Origin of the sequence: Aurantiacibacter flavus, from assembly GCF_039710615.1 — a bacterium.
Classification (GTDB): domain Bacteria; phylum Pseudomonadota; class Alphaproteobacteria; order Sphingomonadales; family Sphingomonadaceae; genus Alteraurantiacibacter; species Alteraurantiacibacter flavus.
Window position 1 is genome coordinate 262,857 of record NZ_JBDLBR010000003.1, and the last position, 23,170, is coordinate 286,026.

Sequence of the window (23,170 nt, forward strand, 5' to 3'; positions counted from 1 at the left end):
CTATGGCGATCTCGAACCCAAGGAGTGCAGGCGCAAAAACCGCATTACAATGTCAAGTCGTCAACCGAGTCATAGCTCTGCGTTATGGCGTCGCGGCCTGCTCGGGCGTGTTCGGGCCGGAAAGCTCCGTGAGCGCCGCGCGCAGGTTTTCGATAAAGCGGTCGGCGAGGTCGGCGTTCGGGCTGTTCTCGAGCGTGGCCGCATAAATCGGCGCCTGCACGTTCGGCACCAGCTGGTAGTAAGACAGGTCCGGCGTGCCCAGGGCCGAGACCGTATATTCGTCGGCGACCGTGATCCCCATCCCTTCGCGCACCAGCGCCAGCGCGGCATAATAGGTGTGCGAGGTGACGACCTCGCGCGGGGCGACTTCGTAGCGGTTCAGTTCGTTCACGAAGGCATCGGCCAAGGGGCCGCTATCGCGCACACCGATGAAGTTGACCTCATGCAGGTCTTCGATCGCGACGGGCTGGTCAGGGGGGCCGAAAGCATCGTGCGGGGTCACCAGCACGAGCCTTGGCCGCCCCAGCTCGGTCTGCGCGATCCCGGCATTGCTGTTCAGCCGAAAGCCGACCGCGACGTCGCAGGCGCGCTCATGCAGGAAGCGATCCATCTCGCGGCTGTGCAGCGTGGTGATCTCGGAGGTGATCTCCGCGTTGCCTTCGCACAACCGGGCAATTGCGCGCGGGGCCACCGCCAGGCCGATGGCAGGCAGGACGGCGATGCGCAAATGTCCGCCCTTGCGGTTGCCGATGTTGTGCGCGGTGCGGCTCAGCTTGCTGAGGCTGGTGTAGACCTCGGCCACTTCGGAGAAGAGCTCATGCGCTTGCGGGGTGGCGACAAGCCTTCCCTTGGTGCGCTGAAAAAGCTCGTATCCCAGCTGATCTTCGGCGTGCCGCAGCACCTTGCTGACCGACGGCTGCGAGACATTGAGCATGCGCGCCGCGCCGCTGATCGAGCCATTCTCGTAAACGGCGTGAAAAACTTCGATGTGCCGCAAACGCATATTGGGCTCCGTGCCAGGTGCAACCGCAGGCAGCATAACCAAACGGCATGGAATTTGAACCGAGGATAGTCGTCCTGCCTCGCTGGCAGGAAGCACCGACCTCCAGTAAGCGCGCCAGTCTGGCAGATCTGGCGTCAGCTGAGGGGTCGCACCGAAGCTCGCATCATAACGCATGGTTATAGGTACGCGAACCAATATTGCTTCGCAGGGCTTTCCTTTGTCGCAAGACTGTCTCTCGGATCGATAAGGTTTCAAAACGGAGATAATTATGAGGTATTCGGGGCTCAATCGCACCGCCATTGGCGAATCAGGCTTGGATTTGAAACGACTTCTGGTCGGCGGTACAGCTTTGGCGCTGTGCCTTGCTCCGTCCATTGCTCATGCGCAGGACGCCCCGGAAACCAGCACCGCAGCCGCCAGCGAAGAGACCGAAGGCCGCATCGTCGTCACCGGCTCGCGCATCGCCCGCACCGGCTTCGACAATCCGACCCCGACCACGGTCGTGACTGCGGAGCAGATTTCGAACACCGGCCTCAACGACATCGGCGAAGTGCTGATGCAGAGCCCGCAGATTTCGGTGGGCCTCGGGGCGGGCAACGACACCTTCCAGCGCGACATCGGCGCCACCTTCATCAACCTGCGCGGCTTGGGTGAAAACCGCACGCTGGTGCTGGTTGACGGTCGCCGCCGCGTGTCCGGCTCGCGCGATGGGGCGCAGGTCGACGTCTCCGCTATCCCGACCTCGATGATCGAGGGTGTCGACATCATCACCGGCGGCGCCTCGGCCGTCTATGGTGCGGACGCCGTCTCGGGCGTGGTCAACATCAAGCTCAAGGACGATATGGAAGGCCTGACCCTGTCGGGCCGCCTGGGTCTGTCGTCGCGCGGCGATGCCGGAACCTACCGGGTCTCGGCCAGCGGCGGCGGCCAGTTCGACGACGGGCGCGGATCGGCGCGCTTCGGCCTCACCTACAGCAAGAGCGACACGCTGCGCTACGCGGATCGCAGCTATACCTACGGCGCGGGTGAGCTGGACTTCGTGACCAACCCCGACAACACCGGCCCCAACGACGGGATTCCTGATCGCATCGTCATCAACAATCCGCGCACGATCACTACGCCCTACGAGCCGACCTTCGTAGTCGGTGGGCAGCGCTATTTCTACGATCAGGGCCTGATCGAGCAGCCCGACGATATCACCTGCTACGGCTCGAAATGTGTCGGCGGCGACTTTGGCTATGACACGCGCGAGCGCAACCTGCGCAATCCGCGCGAGGCCGTTTCCGCCATCGCCGGCCTTCAGTACGAGCTGACCAGCGGCATCACCGCCTTCACCGATTTCGAGTTCTCCTTCGCCGAGAGCGAAACGAACGGCCAGGGCTTCTTCGATTCCGCGCTGACCCTCAGCCGCGACAATCCCACGCTGCCTGATGAAGTCACCGCACTGATGGATGCCAACAACCTGTCGTCGATCAAGGTGGGCTACGAAGGCGAATACATCTACGGCAACCGCGAGCACGGCAACCGGCGCACGACCTACACCATCGCTGGCGGACTGCGCGGCGAGCTTGGCAGCTTCGACTGGACGGCCTTTGCCCAGTACGGGCGGCGCGACCAGCGCTACAAGCGCGGCAACTCGCGTATCGAGAGCCGCTTCTACGAGGCGGTCGATGCCGTGCGCGATCCGGTTTCGGGCGACATCGTATGCCGCAGCGAAGCAGCGCGCGATGCAGGCTGCACGCCGATCAGCGTCTTCGACGGCATGCTGACCGACGAGGAAAAGTCCTATTTCGAGGCCACTTTCCAGCGCGACGTCACCAACGAACAGTTCCTCGCCGGTTTCCAGGTAACGGGCACCCCCATCGAACTTCCGGCGGGGCCGCTCGGCGTGGCGCTGGGCGCGGAGTACCGCAAGGATTCGCTCAAGAGTGTCGATGACGCGCTGGGCTCGCGCGGCCTGCTGTACCGCACCGACAATGGCGGCGGCGAGGTCGATGCCAGCAGCGATGTGTCGGAAGCCTTCGTGGAGCTGGTCGTGCCGGTCCTCAGGGACAGCATCATCGGCAAGTCGCTGCAGTTCGAAGGCGCCGCGCGCTATTCGCACTATGACACCGTGGGCGATACCTGGGCCTGGAAGCTGGCTGGCGAATGGGCGCCGATCGACGATCTGACCTTCCGCGTCACCCGCTCGCGCAGCGTGCGCGCGCCGACGCTGGTCGAGTTCTTCGCGCCCGAAACGCTGGGCGTGCTGAACATTACCGCCGACCCGTGCGATGCGGCGGAGATCAACCTCAATCCCAACCGTGAGGCGAACTGCCGCGCGCTGGGCATCCCCGCTGGCTGGGTCGACCCGGCATCGTCGCTGGCGCTGACCACACGGCTTGGCGGCAACCCCGACCTGATGGAAGAGACCTCGAATTCGTGGACCTTCGGTGTGGTCGCGTCGCCATTCGATGGCCTGCGGCTTTCGGCTGACTGGTGGACGATCAAGATCGATGACGCGATCCAGACCCTCAGCGGCAACGACATCGTCGACAAGTGCGTCGATTCCGAAACGATCGACAACCCGTTCTGTCCGCTTGTTACGCGCGGCAACTTCACGGGCATCAGCGATCCCTATGTGATCTCGTCGATCGACCTGCGTCAGGTGAACATCGGTGCGCTCGAAGCGCGCGGTCTGGACATGGCGGCAAGCTATCGCACCTATCTCGACCGGATTTCCGCCGATCTGCCGGGCCGTCTCGATATGCGGCTGACCGCCACCTATCTCGACAAGCTGGAAGAGCTGGTCGACACCACCGATCTCGACACGCTCCTCATCAGCGACGGCGAGTATGGCAACCCGACCTGGCGCGGCAACCTCAACCTTGGCTATTCGCTGGGCGGGCTGCGTGCGAACTGGACGGTGCGCTACATCGGCAGCTCGAAGATCAACGTGCAGCGCAGCGATGAATATTATGGCGGGGTGACCGTCGACGAACGGTTCTACCACGATCTGTCGTTCTCCTACGACTTCGACAGTGGAGAAACCGTGCAGTTCGGCGTGAACAACCTGTTCGACGAGCATCCGCCGCGCACCCCCTCGACCTATACGGGGGCCTCGGGCGCGTCGCTGTTCGATAACGTCGGCACGTTCTTCTATCTCGGGTTCACCAAGAGCTTCTGATAGACCGCTGATGCGGCGGCTGGTCCTTCAGCGGGGCCGCCGCCGCATCCTACGCTGATTTCGCGCCGTCTCGGCGGTGTCGCCACCCGGTTCCGGAGCCATTGTCCATGAAACTCACCGGCATTCTTGCGCTTGTTCTCGCCGTAAGCGGAGCGATCCTGCCCAGTGTTGCCGTCGCGCAGGAGGGCTATCGCGAGCCTTCGGCCGAGGCGAGCGCCATTCTCGACATCCCGCCGCCGCCTGCCGCCAGCGCCAGCCCGGATGGCAACTGGATGGTGCTGACCACGTTGCAGGGCATGCCGGGAATAGCCGAACGTGCCGTGGAGATGGTGCGTCTTGGCGGGGTGCGCGTGAATGTCGAAACCAACGGGCCCTATGACACCAAGGTCTATGACCGGCACTCGACCTATACCGGGCGGGGCACGAGCTATCACCTGATCAACCTGCGCACCGGCGAAGAGCGCGATCTCGCCGCGCCGGCAACGAACCTCGGGCCGCCCATGTGGTCGCCCGATGGCGAGAGCTTTGCCTTCCTGCACACCGCCGACCACGGCATCGAGCTGTGGCTCGCCAATGCGACGGACGGCACGGTGCGCCGCCTTACCGGCCCCTCGATCAATGTCGCCAGCAGTATTGCCTCTTCGTCCGATGCGCCTTGCACGTGGCTTTCCGACAGCCGACGTATTCTCTGCCAGTTCGTCCCCGCCGACCGTGGCCCTGCGCCGAAGCGCGGTGTGCCAACGGGGCCTGCCGTGCAGCAGACCGATGGCGAGAAGGCCCCGGTCTGGACCTACACCAACCTGCTCACCGACGAATACGACGAGCGCCTGTTCGACTATTACATGACTGCGCAGCCGATGATGGTCGATGTCGCCAGCGGCGAGCAAAAGCCCTTCGGCGAACCGGGCATTTACGAGGCTCTCACCCCTTCGGCAGATGGGGACTATGTGCTCGCCACGCGGATCGTGCGGCCCTATTCCTATCTCGTGCCCGCCAGCCGGTTCCCCAAGCAGGTCGATATTTTGGCGGCTGATGGAACGCTGGTGCGCGAGCTTGCCAGCCTGCCGCTCAACACCGCTGGCCCTGAAAACATGGGCTGGGCGCAACCGGGCGAGCGCTGGCACCAATGGCGGCCTTCGTCGCTCGCCGCGCTGGTCTATGTCGAGCCGCTCGACGCGGGCAATCCGGCGGTCGAGGCCGACTATCGCGACCGCCTGCTGGTGCTCGAAGCTCCCTTCACCGACGATCCGCGCGAAATTCTGCGCACCGAGGACCGCATCGTTCCGACCGCGCCCGACGGCGGTTCGCGGGGGCAGTTTGCCTTCACCGCGCGAGGCGAGAAGGTGATGGCGGGGCAGTTCAGCTGGGCTACGCGTGACACGCAGATGTGGCTTGCCGATGCCACTGCGAATGGCTCCGAAGCGCGTCTCTTGTGGTCGCACAATTCGGACGACTGGTATGGCGATCCGGGCGAACCTGTCACGCTGGCGGGCGGCGCGCTGCTGCGTCAGGACGGCGACTGGATTTATCTGACGGGTGAGGGCGGCTCCCCAGCGGGCGACCACCCGTTCCTCGACCGCTTCAACCTCGCCACCGGGCAGACCGAACGGCTGTTCTCAACCGAGGGTGAAAGCTACGAGACGGTCGTCGCCGTGCTTGACGATGACGCGCGCCGGATCGTCACTCGCTATGAAACGGGCACCACGCCTGCGAACTACCGCATGCTTGACCTTGCCGGTGGTTCGCAAATGGCGCTGACCCGGATCGCGCAGCCCGAACATGCGCTGAGCTGGTCAAGCAAGCAGCTGGTGAACTACACCCGCTCCGATGGCGTGCCGCTGAGCGGAACGCTTTACCTGCCGCCGAACTACCGCGAGGGCGACAAGGTGCCGACAATCGTCTGGGCCTACCCGCGCGAGTTTGCGAGCAAGCAGGGCGCGGGGCAGGTGCGCGGTTCGCCCTATCGCTATTCGGGCCGCTCGAACCGGGTGTCGAGCGACTATCTGCTGTTCCTCACCCAGGGCTATGCGGTGCTGGCCGATGCGGCGATGCCGATCGTCGGCGGACTTGAGGCAAACGACACCTATGTCGAGCAATTGGTCGCCAATGCGCAGGCGGCGGTCGATATGCTGGTCGACGCGGGCGTCACCGAGCGCTCGACGGTGGGTATCGCCGGGCACAGCTACGGCGCTTTTATGACTGCGAACCTGCTCGCGCACAGCGATATCTTCGCCGCCGGTTATGCGCTGAGCGGAGCTTATAACCGCACGCTGACCCCGTTCGGGTTCCAGCGCGAACGGCGCACCTACTGGGAGGTGCCCGAGGTCTACTATGCGATGTCGCCTTTCATGCATGCGCCCGACATCAACGAGCCGATCCTGCTGTTCCACGGCGAGATCGACAGCAACACCGGCACCTATCCGATCCAGTCGCAGCGTTTCTATCACGCGCTGAAGGGGCTGGGGGCGACCGCCAAGCTGGAGATGATGCCCTACGAGGATCACGCCTATGTCGCGCGCGAAAGTCGCCTGCACACGCTTGCCGAGGCGTTCGACTGGTTCGACACCTATGTGAGGCACGCCGAGTAACGACAGCGCCCTCTTGATCATTCAATTCCCTTTTCGCTTGAGCGCCGACTTGAGCAGTTCGCATTGAGATCCTGTCCTCTCAAGCTGCCGCCACACCCTCGAACCTGAGGAGTTCGCCGCGGTGGTCGAGGATTCTTGCTAGCGTTCCGGCAAAATGCTGTCTCTCGGCGTCGTCAAGACCTGAGGCAATATGTCGATTGGCGGCTTCAGCGACTGGTCTTGCCCGGGCGAGAAGTACGCGCCCGGATTCGGTCAGTGCGATGGACAGCGAACGATCGGTTTCGCGATGGATGCTAAGCAGTCGGCGCTCCTTGAGCGTAGGCAGGACCACGGCCATCGCTGAGCGTTCGGATCCCATAGCCCGGGTGAGCAAGGTCATGTTGCACGGGCCAATTATGCCAAGCATCGCGAGCACGACATATTGCCGAATAGTAAGGTCGAACGGGGCAAGCGCCGGTGTGACAAGCGCGACCGCGATCTGCAGACAGCGACCAAAGAGGTAACCTGGAAGAACGTCTGCCGGCAGGTAGCCAGGGACCGTGATCGGCTTGCCGTCGGCATCGCACAAGGGAGGGGGCGCGGACTCCTTGTGCGCTGCAATTATCTCTAGTGTTCTCTGGAGCTCTCGGCGATCCGAGCGTGAGGCAGGCTCCATAAAGTCGCGCGTGGAAGCGGCGAAAAGCGCGTGTCCTCTGGTCCGGGCGCATTCACCCTCCCGCGTGCAATATACGTTCTTGCGGCGTTTGTCGGTGTCGCTCTGGAGCCGTTCGACCAGCCCTTTGCGTTCGAGGGCGGAGATCACCAGCGCGCCGGTGGGCGTGTCCATCCCCACCATTCGGGCCGCTGCTGCCTGATGGCCGCCGGGATTGGCGGCTACGGCGCACAGATAGAGTAATTGGGGCAAGGTGAGCTTCAACCCGTCCGAACGGCACCGCCCCAGATATCCCGCGCTTACCATCTGGTTCGCACGCGCGATAAGGTGGGCGGGCGAATACATATGCGCTTCGAAGGCCTCATGCCGATCCGCCAGATCGATCGGTTCTGATGAGCCTTCTTTCGTCAATCCGATCCGCCCCATAAAATCAGGTGTCTGTCAGGGTGCATTACCCCACGCCAAAGGCGGTACGAAAACCTTGTCTGGAATGCAAAGCGGGCACCACGCTTGGACAGATATCACGTGTGTCCCTCGCCCATTGCATGCTTTTGACTCGAAATCGTTAGAGGTGTACATGGGGGCGATGACGGGGCGCCTAGAACCCCTGCGCGGTACATGACTGCAGAGGAGAACAGGATGTTTCTGAAGAACGTCTGGTATGTCGCTGGCTGGTTGACCGAGTTTGAACCCGGCGAGCTCGCCGCGCGAACTATCGCCGGCGAGCCGGTAGTATTCTTCCGCAAGAAGGATGGCGCGCTCACGGCATTGCCCGATCGGTGCCCGCATCGCTGGGCCCCGCTCTCGAAAGGGCGGCTCGAAGGCGACGACCTCCGCTGCATGTATCATGGTGTCAAGTTCGACGCCGAGGGGGGCTGCGTCGAGGTGCCGGGGCAGGAAAAGATCTCGCCGCAGCTTTGTCTGCAGCCCTATCCGGTGGTCGAGCGACACCAATGGGCGTGGATCTGGTTGGGTGATCCGGCATTGGCGGACCCGGCGGCAATCCCCGATTGCGGCTACCTGGATGAACCGGCGCGCCGGTTCAAGACCGGCCAGCTCGATTACCAAGCGCATCATGCGCTGATCAGCGACAATCTGCTCGACTTGTCGCACGTCGGCTTCCTGCACGAAAAAACGCTAGCCGCCCCGCCCGAAGGTGAGCCGGGGGACAAGAAGACGGGCCAGTCCGCAGGCGGTTCTGCTGGCAAGCGGATCGAGACCGGCGTGCGCTATGAAAACTGGCGTGTCGGCGATTTCGGCCGGGCGGTAATCCAAGCCAAGTCGGGCGGGACGGGCGATGTCTGGTCGCGGCTCGACTACGTCGTGCCGGGCGTCTTTATTTCGCGCGTGGCGACCTATCCGGCAGGAACGGCCGAGAAATGCGATTTTGGCACGCCGCCCGCCGATGTCGAACCGCTCAGCGACAATACCAGCTGCCAGGCTGTTACCCCAATGACCGAGCGGACCACGCGCTATTTCTTCTCCTCCGGCCCCCGCAAGGCTGATGTGACCGACGACGAAGCGGAAGGCATGTGGAAGGTCGCCAGCGCGGCTTTCGATGAAGACCTCGACATGATCGAAGCGCAGCAGAAGATTATCGACCACCATCCAGGCGAACGAATGGCCTGGATTGATGCCGACAAGGGGCCGGGCATGTTCCGGCAACTAATGGCACAGTTGATGCGGGAAGAAGGTACGCCAGTTGAGCCGTTTCCTACCAGGCAGGCAACAGCCGATGCTAGCGCGACAGCGTTCGTCGAAGCCGCTGAATAGGTCGAAGACTCCCGATTACAGGAGATAACATGCAGGGCAGGCTCACCAAGGAGCAGTTCGGCCTCACCATGCCGGTCCAATCGGCCGCCTATGTCGAGAAGCCATCCTACTGGCGCAATGCGGACTGGTACACGTTCGAGTATCGCACCGATCCAGAGGCCGCCGCCGCCATCGTGCCGGAACAGCTCCAACTGACCGACCCGACTCATGTCCGGCTGATCTTTGCGGATTACGAATGGAGCACCGGCGGCCCCTATCGCGAGATTCTGCAATGCATCAGCGTCGTCTATGACGGGGAGGAATACGCTTACTTCACGCAGGCGGGCGTCAGCCAGAGCATTGCATTGATGGCGGGGCGCGAAGGCTACGGCTTTCCCAAGAAGATCGGTCACATTACGTTCGAAAAGCACGAAGACCTCGTCGGCATGTATTACGAACGGCCGCAGGGCCTAAGGATCATGAACGGCGTCTTCCGCGGCATCAGCCCGATGGAAATACCCGAGAGCTTCATGCTCAAGGGGCTGAACCTGCGGGTCATCCAGAGCCCCGATCCCGATGAGCCCTATTCGCTGGCGGAACTGGTTCTTGGCGAACTCGAATGCCGTCCGAAGTTCGCGTGGCTGGGCGAAGGCAATTGCCACTACACCGGCGTGTCCGACCTCGACCCGTGGCACCAGTTGCCGGTGCGCGGGAAGATTCAGGAGAGCTGGACGCGCCTCGATATCAACCTCGCCGGCGCATCAATCATCGAACGCCTCTGACCCGGCGAACTCGACTGGAAGGATTCCGCATGTACCGTCTCATCAATCTCTATCCGTGGCCCGAAGATCCAGAGGAGTTCAAACGCTACTTCGTCGATGTGCATCTGCCGCTCGGCGCAAATGTTCCCGGAGCGATCCGGCGCGGTTACGCTTTTGCGCCCGACATCACGATCAACGGCGACCTCGATTGTTTTTGCGTGTTCGAGGCCGATTACGAAAGCAAAGAGGCTTTGATGGCCGCTCTCGCGACGCCAGAAGCTGCAGCAGCCGGAGCCGATGTTCCCAACTATTCACCCACGCCTGCGCGCTCGCTAATGTACGAACTGACGGAAATCTGAGCCATGCTGACCGACAAGCAGGCAGGGCACATCCGGCATATGCGCAATCTGATGGCGCAGCCCGATGGCGACTGGTCGCATATGGATTCGATGGAAGCGGGGCAGGAAGGTCTGTCTTCTTACCGCTACCAGCTTGGCCATATCGTCTATGCGCTGGGCCTTGCGCATTATCACCACCTGCCCGCCGCACCGTGCGTGTTTAGGGACGCAATGCAGGCCGCGATCCGCAAGATGCGTCGGCGCGAGGTCTGGGGCTATTGGTACGAAGCGAGCCAGTCCGACAAGCGGATCGATCCGGATCTCGAAGAACGCCGCGAGCAGTGGCACGATCCGGTGGTGAAAGAGAACATCATGTATTCCGGCCACCTGCATGCCATGGCGGGGATGTATGGCGTGCTGTTCGATGATGACCGTTACGAGCGCGAAGGCGGGCTGACCATTCGCCACTCGCCGCTGTTCGTTGGCGAGGAGATGGAGTTTGAATACGACTTCTCCTCGATCAACGACATCATCTACTGGCAGATGGTCGAGAATGGCTGGCTGGGCGTTGCTTGCGAGCCCAATTGCATCTTTCTGGTGTGCAACCAGTTTCCGATGCTGGGCTTCCGCTTCCACGATATCCGCAAGGGCACGAGCATCGCCGAGGAAGCCGCAGCCGGATACCGCCAGGCCTGGGCGGACCGCGATGTGCTGGATCGGCCCGGCACGATGCCGATGATGCTGATGATGCGGCAGAATGTGCTCGTCCCCGGCGGTCCCGCCACGGATTCGCACACAGGCGCGATCATGCACGCCTGGAACCGCGAGTTCGTGCGCGAGCATCGCCGCAGCCAGGTCTATCATGCACTCAAGACGGCTGAGGACGGCACCATCTCGCTTCGCCCGCTGGCGATGTTGCCGGGCACTGCGGAGTCCTATGAGCAGGTCGGCGAGGAAGCGGCGCTGGACGAACTGGCGGTGCAATGGTCGACGCCGGATTTCGGAACGGTGCTGATGTGGTTGTCCGAGCTGGGCGACGAAAACACGTTGTCCGGCATGCTCGCCCATGCCGATACGCACATGAACCCGAGCTGGGAAAAGGGTGGGCTGTACTATCCGCGCAACGACCGCAGCTATGACGAGGATGGCAACCTCACTTTCGTCGAGCCGCTGATGGGCAATGTGCTGGCCGGATATGCCCGGCTCAACGTGCCCGACGGGCTCTGGAAGCTGTATAACCATCCTTGGGGAGAGGAGCATTTTCGCCAGCCACATCTGGCCGAATGTCCGTTCGAAGTGGATGTCCTGCAGGCGCGTTATGACGACGACGAGGTTACGTTGTCGCTCACGCTGCGCCCCGCAGTGAGAGACGGCGTTGAAGCAAGGCTGGTCCTCGCCAACCCCGGTGGCGGCCGCTGCACGATCCTGCGCGACGGCGACGTATTGGAAGCGGCGGAAGGCGAGCGCATCGAACTGCACATGACAATCGAGAGGCAAACCGATCTGCAATTAGTGCCGGACAGGGCGTCGTGACCAGCACAGCAATAGGCGGCAATTTCGAACTCACCGACCACTTTGGCAAACCGGTTACCCAGGCGGACCACGAAGGGCGGTTTGCACTGATCTTCTTCGGCTTCACCCATTGCAAGATGGTGTGCCCGCGCGCCCTCACGCGGATTTCCGAAGCGCTGGATCTGCTGGGCGGGCAGGCCGAGGCTATCCGGCCGCTCTACATCACGGTCGATCCCGAGCGCGACACGCCGGAGGTGATGCGGGCCTTCCTGGAGAACGGGTGGCCACGCTTTACCGGGCTCACAGGCAGTCGCGCAGACATCGACGAAGTTCGCACTGCCTTCAAGGTGTTCGCCACGAAGGTAGCCGACCCCGACGATCCGGAAGGCTACGATATGCCGCACTCCTCGCTTGCCTATCTGATGGACCCACAATTCCAATACCGAGCGCACTATCCCGACACGCTCGACGCGGCACGACTGGCAGACGCCTTGCGCGCCGAACTGGCCAAACCCCCTGAAAGTACAGAATGAAAAGATCGCTGTTCTCGCTGGGGCTGATTGCCTTGCTCTCCGCCTGCTCCACTGTCGTCGAAGTGCCGGCAATCGGCGTAGGGTCCACGGGTTTGCCGGTGGAGGACTTCGACTATGCCGGGTGGGATGCCTATCTGGGCGGGGCGGACAGCGCGCAATATTCCTCGCTCGACCAGATCGACCGGTCGAATGTCGCTCAACTCGAAGTGGTCTGGGAATATGCCACTGGCGAGGGGCAACCGCCGCGTTTCAATCCGGTGGTCGCAGGCGGGCGGATGTATGTCCTTCACGGCGGCGGGCAACTCGCGGCGCTCGATCCTGCGACGGGCGCCGAGTTGTGGCGTAGCGAGCTCGAAGGGCGCATCGGCATGCGCGGCGTTAATTACTGGCGCAGCGACGATGGCGCGGACGAGCGTCTGTTGATCATCAACAATGGCATGCTTCGCGCAGTGGATGCCGCGACCGGCCAGGTGATCGAAGACTTCGGCAATGATGGCGGCGTCGATTTGCGCGACGCCCTGCCAGCCGATATCGCCACACCGGGCAGCCCGCTTCAGACCGATAATCCGGGGCGCATCTATCGCGATACGATTATCGTCTCCCTGCCAGCAGGCGCCTATGATTACGCGTCCGCGCCAGCGAACATCCATGCCTATGACGTGGTGACCGGCGCGTTGAAGTGGACTTTCAATGTGGTTCCGCGCGAAGGCGAGTTCGGCGCCGACACCTGGCCCGACGCGCCCGATCGCAGCAAGTTCGGCGGTGTCCACAACTGGTCGGAAAGCACGGTCGATAGCGAGCTGGGCTTGGTCTACATTCCCACCGGCACCGCGCGTTACGACTATTTCGGCGGCAATCGCGAGGGCGACAATCTGTTCGCCAACTCGATCGTGGCGCTCGATGCCCAGACCGGTGAGCGCGTCTGGCACTACCAGACCGTGCACCACGACATCTGGGACTTCGATCTGCCCACGGCGCCCAAGCTGATGACAATCACCAAAAGCGGCGGTCCCGAAGAAGGTGCTGCGATCGGCGAACGGATTCCGGTCCTGGTTCAGCCGACGAAACAGGGTTGGCTGTTCGTCCTGGACAGGCGAACTGGCGAGCCGGTCTGGCCGATCGTGGAAACGCCTGTTCCAGCATCCGACATTCCGGGCGAAAAGGCCTCCCCGACCCAGCCGATCCCGACCTGGCCGCTGCCCTACACGCGCATGAGCTTCACGCCGGATGACATCAATCCGCTGCTGCCCGAGGAGGATCAGCAGGCCCTGCGCGAACTGTTTGCAACCTCTCGCTGGGAAGAAGGGCCCTACGTTCCCCCCAGCACGCGCGGTACGATCAGTTTTCCCGGGGCCAATGGTGGGGCGAATTGGGGCAATGTCGCCTCCGATCCCGAGCGTCAACGCATTTACGTGGTCAGCCGCGAACTGCCGCTTCTCGTCAAGCTTAACCCCGACGTGCGTCCCGAAGCGAAGGACGCAATGCCCAATGGCGAGGGGGAGGATATCATTCCTTATCGCTGGCCGACCAACTTCCTGCTGCAGTCGAACGGTATGGTGGCGATCAAGCCGCCGTTTTCGTTCTTGACGGCCTACGACATGAACTCCGGCGAACAGATCTGGCGCATACCGAATGGCGAGATCATGACTTTGGAAGAGCAGGGCGTTACCGGTGTCGGGTCGCAAACACCGCGCGGCGGCCCCGTGGCGACTGCCGGCGGCCTGCTGTTCGTTGGCACGGCAACGGACCGCGCCTTCCGCGCGCGCGACGCCGATACCGGAGAAGTCCTGTGGGAACACCGGTTCGACGCGGCGACCGAGGGCGTGCCGGCAATCTACGAGGCGGACGGGCGGCAGTTCATCACCGTGCCCGTGGGCGGCATGGGGCTCTTTGCCGACGGGCTTGGCCTCCCCGAACCGGGGCCAAGCCGTTACGTCACCTTTGCCCTGCCGGCGGATAAGGCCGGCGACTGAAAAGATGGCAGGCAAACCGCCTGAACGGAAAGAATAATAAGCGCATGGATACTGCCAGCTGGTTCGCAGGGCTTCGATGAGCTCTATCTGGCAGAGTTGCCCGATCCCTCGGCCGGCTCCGGCGAAGTGCTGATCGCGTCGCGCGCGTGGTCGATTAACTACTACGATTTCGCCGGCGCGCAGGGAAAGTATTTCAACGGCAGTCGACGGAGGCGCTTAGCTTCGATGGCGAGATTGCCCTGATCGGCGTTCTGGCAGAAGGCGACCCGCTCAATACGCATCCCCTGATGCTGAAAGGCGGGTCGCTGCGCGGCATCTTCTGCGGGTCGCGCCACATGGCAGAAAAGCTCAATGCCTTCGTTGAAGTGCATGGCGTAAAGCCGCCGATCGGCAGGACTTTCGACTTCGACGAGCTGCCTGCGGCTTATGCTTTTAGCTGGGGTCCCGACAGCTTCAGAAAGACCGCTATCGAATTGTGAGGGCAGGGAATGTGATGGCAAGCACGTACGAAGCAGATGTTTATCGCTGCATGGACCCGGCTCTCGGGCCATCCTTGCCCCAATTCCGGTTCGACATAGAATCCTTCTGCGGCAGCCTTGAGGCGGCACAGCGCCTTTATGCGCAGCTGACCGGGATACGTTTCGCCTAACTGTCATGTTTTCTTATTAGCGACAGCGGCTCCGTCGATGATCCCGAAGGGGCGACTTCTGCTGCGTAATGAGACCACATCGCTTGTCACCGGCGAATCTGGGCGGGTCTTGGATTGGGCTCACGTCCAAGCGGGGCTTTTGCGCTATTTGCGTGCGCAAGGTGCGCACGTCGATATAGCGGAAGATATTGCACAGGAGACGCTTGCACGGCTGATCGCGATCAGCCGCGAGAAGGAGATCGTCAGTCCCTTTGCCTTAGGTTTCCGCATTGCGGACAATCTCCTGGTGGATCGGCACCGCCGGGACAGCCGCTACGGGCTGGCATTGGACTGCGAAATCCTTGGCGACGCTCCATCGCTCGACCGCGTGGTTGATTCTCGCCGGGCAATCGAGGTGTTCCAGCGGTGCCTGAACCGCATGCCCCGGCTGCGTCGAGAGGTGCTGGTGCGGCGTCGGTTGCGGCAAGAAAGCTGCCAGGCGATTGGCGAGGCATTGTCGCTAAGCCCTAAGGCGGTGGAAAAACATATCACTCGCGGACTGGTCGACCTGCGCCGCGCAATGGAGAAGGCTGGCATTGACCGGCCAGGATGGGACGGATGATACTGCGAGATACGCCAGATCTCGAGAGCCAGGCAGCGATCTGGATCGAAAAGATGAGCCGCCCGGTGCTCGATAGCGAGGTCGCAGCGGAATTTGACCGCTGGGTTGGGCAAGATCCCCGGCACCTCGAAAGCTATGCGCGTCTGGCGGCGGTGTGGCAATCCGATGGCCTTGCCGGGGCGCTCGAAGCTGGCGTGCCGCATAACGACAACGACGAGGGGCAGCACGACCTGCCCGAGGCCAACGAACAAACCGCGCCCCGAGCGATCGCTTCGCTGAAGCGTGGTTCGCAACTGGCGGCGATCGCGCTCATGGTGATCCCGCCGGTTGTGCTATTCGCGCAGGGAACCCTTGCCCCCGTCACCGAATATGCAGCGCCCCGCGGCGAGGATCGGATCGTCGATCTTGCCGACGGGTCGCGCCTGCATCTCAGCGGCGGGACAAAGCTATCGGTGCGCATCACGCCTTGGGCACGCACGGTGACAATCGCGCGCGGCGAGACCTATTTCGATGTCGCGCATGAAACGCTGAGAAGCTTCACCGTCGATACCGGCGGCGCCAGCGTCTCGGTGCTTGGGACTGCCTTCGACATAAATCTGCGCGACGACGGCGAGCGCGAGGTGCGCGTCTATCGCGGCCTCGTAAACGTCGAGGCCGGCAATGGTGAATGGCGAGTTCCTGCGGGCGTCGGAGTGGCCATCATGGGCTCGCACATGCGCAGCCTCGACGATGTGGAAGGCGACGGACCGGGCTGGCGCGAGGGCTGGTTCGATGCGCACGACACCCCGCTCGACGATCTGATCGAGCAGCTGAACCGCAAGTCCGACCGACCGATCTTGCTGGCCGATCCCGACATAGGAGCGCTACGGATCTCTGGCCGGTTCCAGCTGGGGAGCCCTCGCGAAGTGCTCGACACGCTCGCAGCGATCCATGGACTACGCTGGCAAGACGATGGGAAGCAATTGGTCGTCTCGCGCTCTTGACGGTAGCAAGCAGATACATCGAATTTATGCAATAACTTCACATAATTGTAACAAAAATATTTTGTCGGGTTTTTATCTTTCCCACCGTCATCCAGATGCTTTCAAGCACAAGGACAGGGGAAATAATGTTTCGCTCAAAATCTCGTCGCGCCACACTTTCGGCGCTTGCGCTATCGTGCGCCATCCTTCCGCTCACCATAGCCGCAACCCCGGCCTATGCCTCGGGGCGAAGTGCTTACACCTTTTCGATCCCGGCACAGGATCTGGCCAGCGCGCTGCGGGCCTATTCGCGCGTCACCGGCATTCAGGTCGCCGCTTCTTCCGACGTGCTGCGTGGTCGCACCAGCCGCGCGGTCGCCGGCAGGCTGAGCCCCGAAATGGCGCTCGCCCGGATTGTGTCGGGTGCCGGTGTCGAAACGCGTCGACAGGGGCAGACCATTATCGTCACCCTTGCTGGCCCTGCCCCGGAGCGCGCTTCGCAGCCGACTGCCGCTGCACCAGCCCGCACAACCCCCGCCCGTGCCTCGGCCAACCCCCGGCAGACCGTGGAACCGGGCGACAGCAACGAGATCGTCGTGACCGGCTATCTCGAAGCCGTACAGGCCTCGCTCGGCAAGAAGCGCGATTCAGATGTCATTTCCGACACCATCAGCGCCGATGACATGGGCGACCTGCCCGCAAACAACGTTTCCGAAGCATTGGCCCGCCTGCCCGGCGTCAACGCGGTGCGCGATGCCACCACCGGCGAGGGCGACCGCATCACCGTGCGCGGCCTCTCGACCGAGCTGAACAACTACTCGATCAACGGCGTGCGCCTTGGAGGCGCCGGCTCGCGCGACGACGTGTTCTATCGCGGCGTTCGCCTTTCGGTCCTGCCGCCGGACGGGATCAAGGAAATCACCGTTTTCAAGACGCTCACGCCCGATCGGGACGGCGACGCGCTGGGCGGTTCGGTCGATATCTCCACCCCCACGGCCTTCGATCAGGACCCGACTTACCTGCGCCTGTCGGGCGAAGTCAGCATGCTCGACAAGTACGACAACCCGTTCAGCGGCCAGTTCTCGGGCGCAGCCTCGCGCCAGTTTTCGGACCAGCTCGGCCTGTTCGTTTCGGGCAGTTGGAGCCGCCGCCAGTCGCGGTTCGAACAGAACGGCGTCGATGGCGATAACCAGCCCGACACCTGGTATGAAGACAGCGAAACGCTAGGCTGGGACCCCAACCGCTTCGTGCTGCGCGGCATGAACCTGGGCTTCGGCGAGACCGAGGTAGAGCGTTGGGGCGTCAATTCGAGCCTCGATTTCCGCTCGGACAACCATGACCTTCACGTGCGCGGTCAGTATAACAAGTTCCGCAAGACGCAGTTTCTCAACCGCCTGAACTTCCGTAACGACACCCGCCGCAATTCGGCCCGCCTCTCGCAGGTCAACCGTGACGAGGCGAACCTCGTGCAGCCGGACGACACCGTCATCGGCTTCGACGACGATCTGGGCCGGATCTACGGTTACACCACCGACCAGATCGTCGACCGCGACAAGGACGGCCGCATCACCGATGCCGACCGTTCGGAACGCTCGACCTACAGTCTTGCCGGCAAGTCGGGCACCTGGGATCCGGCGGGCTTCCGCCTGCGCCGGTTCTGGGAGGGCTCGAACGAGACCGGCAGCCTCGCCTCCGCCAACTTCGGCGGCGTCTCGCGCTTCAACGCGGTGACGATCGACTACGACGTCTCCTACTCGCAGTCCGAAGACAACCTCGACGATGGCTACGAGCTGGAATTCCGCAGCGACAAATATGGCTGGCTCGGCAATCGCGGTGTGCTGTTTTCGGCGTCGGAAGATACGCGCTTTCCCAAGTGGTTGCTGAACCCGGCCGGGCTTGCCGGGGTGCAGGACCCGTCCGAATACGACTTCAGCGGCTTGGAAGGCGAAATCGGCGGATCGAGCGAGAAGCTGTGGCAGGGTCAGGCCAACCTCGAATGGGAGATCGGTTCGGACTTGCTGGACACGATCCGCACCGGCGCCAAGTACTATAATTCGCGCCGCCACACCTATGAAGGCTCATTCCTCGACCTCAATTCCGACGGCACGCTGGCCGACTTCTCCGACCTTTATGGCGAAGAGATCACCAGCCTGTTCGGCGGAGCCTACACCGGCGACTATCGCCTCGGCACCACGCTCGACAACGATGCCATGATGGCCGAGCTGCAACGCGCCGAAAATGGCGAGAGCAGCCTGTTCGATGGCTTCGCAGTCGATCCCTCGCAGGCGAAGATCTCGGACGAGGACAGCTTCACCTTCGAGGAGCGGGTGATCTCGGGCTACCTGATGGGCACCGCCTATGTCGGGCGGGCGCAGATCATCGCCGGTGTCCGAATGGAGAACACGCGCAACACCATCGACGCCTGGAACACCGACCCGGTCAACGGCGAGCGCTATACTCGCGACCGCACCAGCTTCACCAACTGGCTGCCCTCGGTACACGTCAACTACGACATCGACCGTAAGACCAAGCTGCGTGCGGCGATCTGGACCAGCTTTGCCCGGCCCGACATCGCCCGCATGAGCTCGGCCCGCGAATACTCTTACGATCGCGATCCCGATGGTGACGGTGTGGAGAACCCCACCAGCGAGTGGATCCTGACCGGGATCGAGATGGGCAACCCCGATCTCGAGCCGCTGCGGTCCACCAACTTCGACATCTCGCTCGAACGCTACAACGGCACCACCGGCGCTTACTCGATTGCCGTGTTTTACAAGGATATCGAGAACTTCCTGTTCCGTTCGTCCTCCAGCAACATTCGTAACGGCACAGCGGGCATGAACGTGAACCCGGAAGGCGTCGCGATTACCAGGCCCAACAACGGCAAGTGGGCCGAGGTTTACGGCGTGGAAATCAGTGGCCAGCAACTGCTGCACTGGCTGCCCGGCGTGCTCGGTTCGCTCGGCATTGGCGGCAACGTCACCCTGCAACGCTCGAAGGCTGCGACGGGGCTGTCGTGGCATCCCGAGGGCTACACCCTGCCGCTGATGGAAACGCCCGAGACCATTGCCAACCTCCAGCTGTTCTGGGAGCGCAATGGCTGGGAAGTCTATGGCGCGTGGAACTACCAATCGCGGTTCATGTCCGGCATCAACGACTTCGGCAACGATCCTTACGAGCAGGCCTACAGCTTCGTCGATCTGACCTTCCGTCGAAGCTTCCTGAAGAAGTCGTCGGTGCAGCTGCAGGTGCAGAACCTGTTCGATGCGCACACCTACTGGCAAACCGTGTCGAGCAGCGAAGGGGCCAGCCGCGCCTACATCAAAAACGGGCGAACGATCTCGCTCGGCTTCAACCTGATCTTCTGATGGAGCCGATCATGATCATTCGTAAAGCTCTCTTCGCCGCCGCCCTTCTCACAACCTGCGCCGCCCCGGTGGCGGCGCAGGACGTGGCGCCCCCGGTGCTTGCCCCGGCCACCGCCCAGCCCGAGCGGATCGTTCTCAACCTCACCGCCGATACCGCGCATGAAATGGCGATCACCTGGCGCAGCGCGCCGGGCCTTGCCGGGCTGGTGCAATATGCCCGCGCGACCCCCGGCCCGGACTTCGTGCAAGACCCCGAAACGCAGGAGGCAATTACCGATGATGCCACCTTCGCAATCGAGGAAGACCCGGCGTTCTCGGCCGCCTATCATTCGGCGGTGCTGACCGGGCTCGAACCCGATACGGTCTATGCCTATCGTGTGGGCGATGGCGCGCGCTGGTCCGAATGGTTCCAGTTTCGGACTGCGGCGGTCGACGCGAAGCCATTTCGCTTCATTTATATGGGCGATATGCAAAACGATGTCCTCTCGCAGGCATCGCGAACGCTGCGCATGGCCTTTCGAACGGCGGGCGATGCGGCCTTCACCATCCATGCAGGCGATCTGATCAATCGTCACAACTCGGACCGCGAATGGGGCGAATGGTTTGCAGCGGGCGGGTTCCTTTATTCCCAGACGCCGCAAATGCCGACACCGGGCAATCATGAATATGGCCGGGATGGCGCTGCGCGAGCGGGATCCTCAGTCACCAGCCAGTGGCGGCGGCAGTTTACCCTGCCCGAGAACGGCCCGCCCTCAGTTCCCGAAGCACTCGAAACCCATTGGTATACCGATTACCAGGGGCTACGCTTGATCTCGATTGACTCCCCTCAGCTTGATAGGAACGAGGTGGCGCGCGCGGAAACCATAGCATGGCTCGACGAGCTTCTGCGTGATAATCCCAACCGCTGGACGGTGTTGTTCCTGCACTTCCCGCTCTTTTCGAGCGACCCTGACCGCGACAACCCCAAGGTGCGGTCGGCACTCAAGCCGCTGATCGACAGATATGGTGTCGATCTTGTGCTTCAGGGGCACGATCACGGCTATGCGCGTGGTGCGATAGGCCCTGATGGCCCATCGCCCGACGATGCGGGCACGACCTATGTAGTTTCGGTAGCAGGTCCGAAAATGTACGAAGTCGCCGATCTTGTCTGGGCGCGCCGCACTGCCGAGCGCACGCAGGCCTACCAAGTGATCGACGTCGACGGGGTTGACCTGACTTACCGCGCCTATGATGCAACTGGAGCACTGCTGGACTCGATGCACCTGCACAAACCTTGAGGGGGGGTGCTGTCATATATGCTGGCACGTAGGCTTGAAGGCATGGCGAAACGCGGCGAACCAGCACGTTGCAAGCGATCCAAACGGGTGGCGACGACAACTACATCTGCCTCAGTGGCAATGGTCGCTTTGTTGGCGCAGTCGGACGTATAAAGATTGAGTTGCAATTGCATAAAATCCGCATCCCTCTGCGAGCGATTCGCAAATAGGGGTTTGTGTCTGCATCCGTGTTTTCTCGCCTGAAGTTCGTGCTGCTCGCAAGCAGCCTCATGACCACGCCTGTGCTGGCACCGACTGAAAGTTCATCTACAGGTGAGACATATCCTGCCGATGTACCTCCCGCAGCCGAGGCACAGAGTACGATTATCGTCACCGGGCTTGCGCAAAAGCTGTACCGGGTTGAAGAAATCACGTTTGGTAAGCTAGCCACCTCACCGCTCCAGGCGAGCCAGGTTATTACGACTATCACGGAACAGCTGATCGAGGATCAGCGCGCGCGATGCGCAGGACCTTTATCGCAACATTTCGGGGGTTGGTTTCTTCAGCTACGCTGGCGTCACGGCGCGTGGATTTCGCCAGGAAGAGATCTCTACAACGGGCTGCGCGGCGATCCCTACACCGGCTTCCCGGTGCCGCAACTGTTCAATGTCGAGCGGGTCGAATTCCTCAAGGGCCCACCGGCATGCTCTACGGCCCCGGCGCGCCCGGCGGCTTGTTCAACTCTATTACCAAGAAGCCCGACCAGCGCTGCCTTGACGGACAGGTCAAGCTGATCGCCAGGACCGTTTCGGCGATTCGGCGCAGGTCAATGCGCCGCTCGGCGGCGATGTCGCGGTGCGTGGCGGGTTGTTCTACGAGGATCGCGGCACTTTCCGCTTCGGTAAGGATCGCTACCCTGCGCAATGAGAAAACTGAGCCGCTCAGCTTCTGCTCGTGCCGCAGCAGGTGCCCAGGGAGAACCATGTCCGCCGATCGTATACCGGCGCGTCTTGGATTCACGCCCACCCATTCGATATTGCAGGACGCAGGATGCCGCGCCGGATGAAGTGACCTTCATGCCGAAGCCTTTTGATATCCTTGTCCCATAAGAAGCCGACAACGCCGACCGAGCGCATCGGTTCTACCGCGCGCTTACCTATTCTTCCTGTAGCCATTTTCGAGCCTCCAGCAGGTGCTTTCCAGCAATCACCGAAGCGGAAAAAGCCGCCAAGAGACTGCTAGTGTAGCGCAGTAAGGCCTGGGAAAAGGCCGAAAAATCAACGTGAAGCTACGCCTCAGTGCGCTTCCAGCGAAAATACCAGACTTCGTGGCCGTAAGTGGTGCGGGCCTTGTGTTCGTAACGCGTTTCGGGCCAGCCCGAGGGGCGGTTCTGGAAACTCTCCGGGCCTGTCACCTGCCATTCGAACTGGTCGGTGAAGCGCTGCATCACCATCAGCGCGTGGCGAACATAGACCGGGTGGTCGGTGCCGAAGCGGAACTCGCCGCCGGGTTTCAGCTTGTCGGCGATCATCTGCACCGGGCCGTCGTTCATCATCCGGCGTTTGGCATGTTTGGCCTTCGGCCAGGGGTCCGGGTGGAGCAGATAGAGCATGGTCAGCGAGCCATCGGGGATGCGTTCGAGCACTTGCAGCGCATCGCCGTTGTGGACGCGTACATTGCCCAGGTTGCCTTCGTGAATATGGCTGAGCGCCTGGGCCACGCCGTTGATGAAGGGCTCGGCCCCTATGAAGCCATGGTCGGGCAGAAGGTCGGCGCGGTAGGCCATGTGCTCGCCGCCGCCGAAGCCGATCTCGAAATGCAGCGGGCAGTCGTGCCCGAACAGACGCTCGGCGGTGATCGGCCCCTCTTCGGGCACGGCGATGCGGGGCAGGAGCGTGTCGACCAGCTCCTGCTGCCCGGCGCGCAGCTTCTTGCCCTGGCTGCGACCATAAAGCCGCTTCAGCGTGGTGGGATCGCCTTCCTTGTGTGCACTCATGGCGGGCCCGCTAGGCGGATTTGCGCGGTCTTGTCCAGTGCCCTGCTATGCCGCATATGC

General features: G+C 62.4%; 18 protein-coding genes. 14 read left to right on the plus strand and 4 right to left on the minus strand.

Annotation, left to right across the window (positions count from 1 at the left end):
• Window positions 1–82: 82 nt before the first annotated feature.
• On the minus strand, window positions 83–1,003 hold the full coding sequence (locus ABDJ38_RS10400; protein ID WP_346785029.1) for a LysR family transcriptional regulator: 921 nt from the start codon (window positions 1,001–1,003) through the stop codon (window positions 83–85).
• 319 nt (window positions 1,004–1,322) lie between these two features.
• On the opposite strand from ABDJ38_RS10400, the gene ABDJ38_RS10405 reads away from it, so the two are divergent.
• Both ABDJ38_RS10405 and ABDJ38_RS10410 read left to right on the plus strand, forming a co-directional pair.
• Window positions 1,323–4,169 (plus strand): TonB-dependent receptor, encoded by a 2,847-nt coding sequence (locus ABDJ38_RS10405; protein WP_346785030.1) that lies wholly within the window; start codon window positions 1,323–1,325, stop codon window positions 4,167–4,169.
• A gap of 107 nt (window positions 4,170–4,276) precedes the next feature.
• Complete coding sequence (locus ABDJ38_RS10410) at window positions 4,277–6,757, plus strand: S9 family peptidase (RefSeq protein ID WP_346785031.1); 2,481 nt, start codon at window positions 4,277–4,279, stop codon at window positions 6,755–6,757.
• Between the two features lie 79 nt (window positions 6,758–6,836).
• Here the strand turns inward: ABDJ38_RS10410 and ABDJ38_RS10415 are convergent, their stop codons facing one another.
• Window positions 6,837–7,820: a MarR family winged helix-turn-helix transcriptional regulator gene (locus ABDJ38_RS10415; protein WP_346785032.1), complete on the minus strand. Its 984-nt coding sequence runs from the start codon at window positions 7,818–7,820 to the stop codon at window positions 6,837–6,839.
• Window positions 7,821–8,048: 228 nt separating this feature from the next.
• Between ABDJ38_RS10415 and ABDJ38_RS10420 the strand changes: the two genes are divergently transcribed.
• The 12 genes from ABDJ38_RS10420 (at window position 8,049) to ABDJ38_RS10475 (ending at window position 21,908) form a co-directional block, all read left to right on the plus strand.
• Entirely contained in the window at window positions 8,049–9,182 is a 1,134-nt protein-coding gene (locus ABDJ38_RS10420) for a Rieske 2Fe-2S domain-containing protein (RefSeq protein ID WP_346785033.1), read from the plus strand.
• A 29-nt stretch (window positions 9,183–9,211) separates the two neighbouring features.
• Window positions 9,212–9,943: an acetoacetate decarboxylase family protein gene (locus tag ABDJ38_RS10425; RefSeq protein WP_346785034.1), complete on the plus strand. Its 732-nt coding sequence runs from the start codon at window positions 9,212–9,214 to the stop codon at window positions 9,941–9,943.
• A gap of 29 nt (window positions 9,944–9,972) precedes the next feature.
• On the plus strand, window positions 9,973–10,281 hold the full coding sequence (locus ABDJ38_RS10430; RefSeq protein ID WP_346785035.1) for an EthD family reductase: 309 nt from the start codon (window positions 9,973–9,975) through the stop codon (window positions 10,279–10,281).
• A gap of 3 nt (window positions 10,282–10,284) precedes the next feature.
• Window positions 10,285–11,793, plus strand: coding sequence for a linalool dehydratase/isomerase domain-containing protein (locus ABDJ38_RS10435; protein WP_346785036.1), 1,509 nt, complete (start codon window positions 10,285–10,287; stop codon window positions 11,791–11,793).
• Window positions 11,790–12,305 (plus strand): SCO family protein, encoded by a 516-nt coding sequence (locus ABDJ38_RS10440; RefSeq protein WP_346785037.1) that lies wholly within the window; start codon window positions 11,790–11,792, stop codon window positions 12,303–12,305. The genes ABDJ38_RS10435 and ABDJ38_RS10440 overlap by 4 nt, the downstream gene beginning before the upstream one ends.
• Window positions 12,302–14,278 carry an outer membrane protein assembly factor BamB family protein gene (locus tag ABDJ38_RS10445; protein ID WP_346785038.1) on the plus strand — a complete coding sequence of 659 codons (1,977 nt, stop codon included), beginning with the start codon at window positions 12,302–12,304 and terminating at the stop codon, window positions 14,276–14,278. Before ABDJ38_RS10440 ends, ABDJ38_RS10445 begins: the two co-directional genes overlap by 4 nt.
• Before the next feature lie 287 nt (window positions 14,279–14,565).
• On the plus strand, window positions 14,566–14,757 hold the full coding sequence (locus ABDJ38_RS10450; RefSeq protein ID WP_346785039.1) for a hypothetical protein: 192 nt from the start codon (window positions 14,566–14,568) through the stop codon (window positions 14,755–14,757).
• A 207-nt stretch (window positions 14,758–14,964) separates the two neighbouring features.
• Complete coding sequence (locus ABDJ38_RS10455) at window positions 14,965–15,528, plus strand: RNA polymerase sigma factor (protein WP_346785040.1); 564 nt, start codon at window positions 14,965–14,967, stop codon at window positions 15,526–15,528.
• Window positions 15,525–16,511, plus strand: coding sequence for a FecR family protein (locus ABDJ38_RS10460; RefSeq protein ID WP_346785041.1), 987 nt, complete (start codon window positions 15,525–15,527; stop codon window positions 16,509–16,511). The genes ABDJ38_RS10455 and ABDJ38_RS10460 overlap by 4 nt, the downstream gene beginning before the upstream one ends.
• A gap of 125 nt (window positions 16,512–16,636) precedes the next feature.
• On the plus strand, window positions 16,637–19,858 hold the full coding sequence (locus ABDJ38_RS10465) for a TonB-dependent receptor (protein WP_346785042.1): 3,222 nt from the start codon (window positions 16,637–16,639) through the stop codon (window positions 19,856–19,858).
• Between the two features lie 11 nt (window positions 19,859–19,869).
• Window positions 19,870–21,135 (plus strand): purple acid phosphatase family protein, encoded by a 1,266-nt coding sequence (locus ABDJ38_RS10470; protein WP_346785043.1) that lies wholly within the window; start codon window positions 19,870–19,872, stop codon window positions 21,133–21,135.
• Between the two features lie 269 nt (window positions 21,136–21,404).
• Entirely contained in the window at window positions 21,405–21,908 is a 504-nt protein-coding gene (locus tag ABDJ38_RS10475; protein WP_346785044.1) for a hypothetical protein, read from the plus strand.
• 32 nt (window positions 21,909–21,940) lie between these two features.
• Here ABDJ38_RS10475 and ABDJ38_RS10480 read toward each other — a convergent pair whose 3' ends face one another.
• Window positions 21,941–22,192, minus strand: a complete 252-nt coding sequence (locus tag ABDJ38_RS10480) for an integrase arm-type DNA-binding domain-containing protein (RefSeq protein WP_346785045.1) — start codon at window positions 22,190–22,192, stop codon at window positions 21,941–21,943.
• Between the two features lie 210 nt (window positions 22,193–22,402).
• The gene (trmB, locus tag ABDJ38_RS10485; protein ID WP_346785046.1) at window positions 22,403–23,110 is read right to left on the minus strand and encodes a tRNA (guanine(46)-N(7))-methyltransferase TrmB; all 708 of its coding nucleotides are present in this window, start codon (window positions 23,108–23,110) and stop codon (window positions 22,403–22,405) included.
• Window positions 23,111–23,170: the final 60 nt, after the last annotated feature.

Coding starts and splice junctions, on each gene's coding strand:
- ABDJ38_RS10435 (WP_346785036.1), top strand. CDS start 10,285: ATGCTGACCGACAAGCAGGCAGGGCACATCCGGCATATGCGCAATCTG.
- ABDJ38_RS10420 (WP_346785033.1), top strand. CDS start 8,049: ATGTTTCTGAAGAACGTCTGGTATGTCGCTGGCTGGTTGACCGAGTTT.
- ABDJ38_RS10455 (WP_346785040.1), top strand. CDS start 14,965: ATGATCCCGAAGGGGCGACTTCTGCTGCGTAATGAGACCACATCGCTT.
- ABDJ38_RS10460 (WP_346785041.1), top strand. CDS start 15,525: ATGATACTGCGAGATACGCCAGATCTCGAGAGCCAGGCAGCGATCTGG.
- ABDJ38_RS10465 (WP_346785042.1), top strand. CDS start 16,637: ATGTTTCGCTCAAAATCTCGTCGCGCCACACTTTCGGCGCTTGCGCTA.
- ABDJ38_RS10470 (WP_346785043.1), top strand. CDS start 19,870: ATGATCATTCGTAAAGCTCTCTTCGCCGCCGCCCTTCTCACAACCTGC.
- ABDJ38_RS10480 (WP_346785045.1), bottom strand. CDS start 22,192: ATGAAGGTCACTTCATCCGGCGCGGCATCCTGCGTCCTGCAATATCGA.
- ABDJ38_RS10475 (WP_346785044.1), top strand. CDS start 21,405: ATGACCACGCCTGTGCTGGCACCGACTGAAAGTTCATCTACAGGTGAG.
- trmB (WP_346785046.1), bottom strand. CDS start 23,110: ATGAGTGCACACAAGGAAGGCGATCCCACCACGCTGAAGCGGCTTTAT.
- ABDJ38_RS10430 (WP_346785035.1), top strand. CDS start 9,973: ATGTACCGTCTCATCAATCTCTATCCGTGGCCCGAAGATCCAGAGGAG.
- ABDJ38_RS10410 (WP_346785031.1), top strand. CDS start 4,277: ATGAAACTCACCGGCATTCTTGCGCTTGTTCTCGCCGTAAGCGGAGCG.
- ABDJ38_RS10445 (WP_346785038.1), top strand. CDS start 12,302: ATGAAAAGATCGCTGTTCTCGCTGGGGCTGATTGCCTTGCTCTCCGCC.
- ABDJ38_RS10400 (WP_346785029.1), bottom strand. CDS start 1,003: ATGCGTTTGCGGCACATCGAAGTTTTTCACGCCGTTTACGAGAATGGC.
- ABDJ38_RS10425 (WP_346785034.1), top strand. CDS start 9,212: ATGCAGGGCAGGCTCACCAAGGAGCAGTTCGGCCTCACCATGCCGGTC.
- ABDJ38_RS10450 (WP_346785039.1), top strand. CDS start 14,566: ATGCTGAAAGGCGGGTCGCTGCGCGGCATCTTCTGCGGGTCGCGCCAC.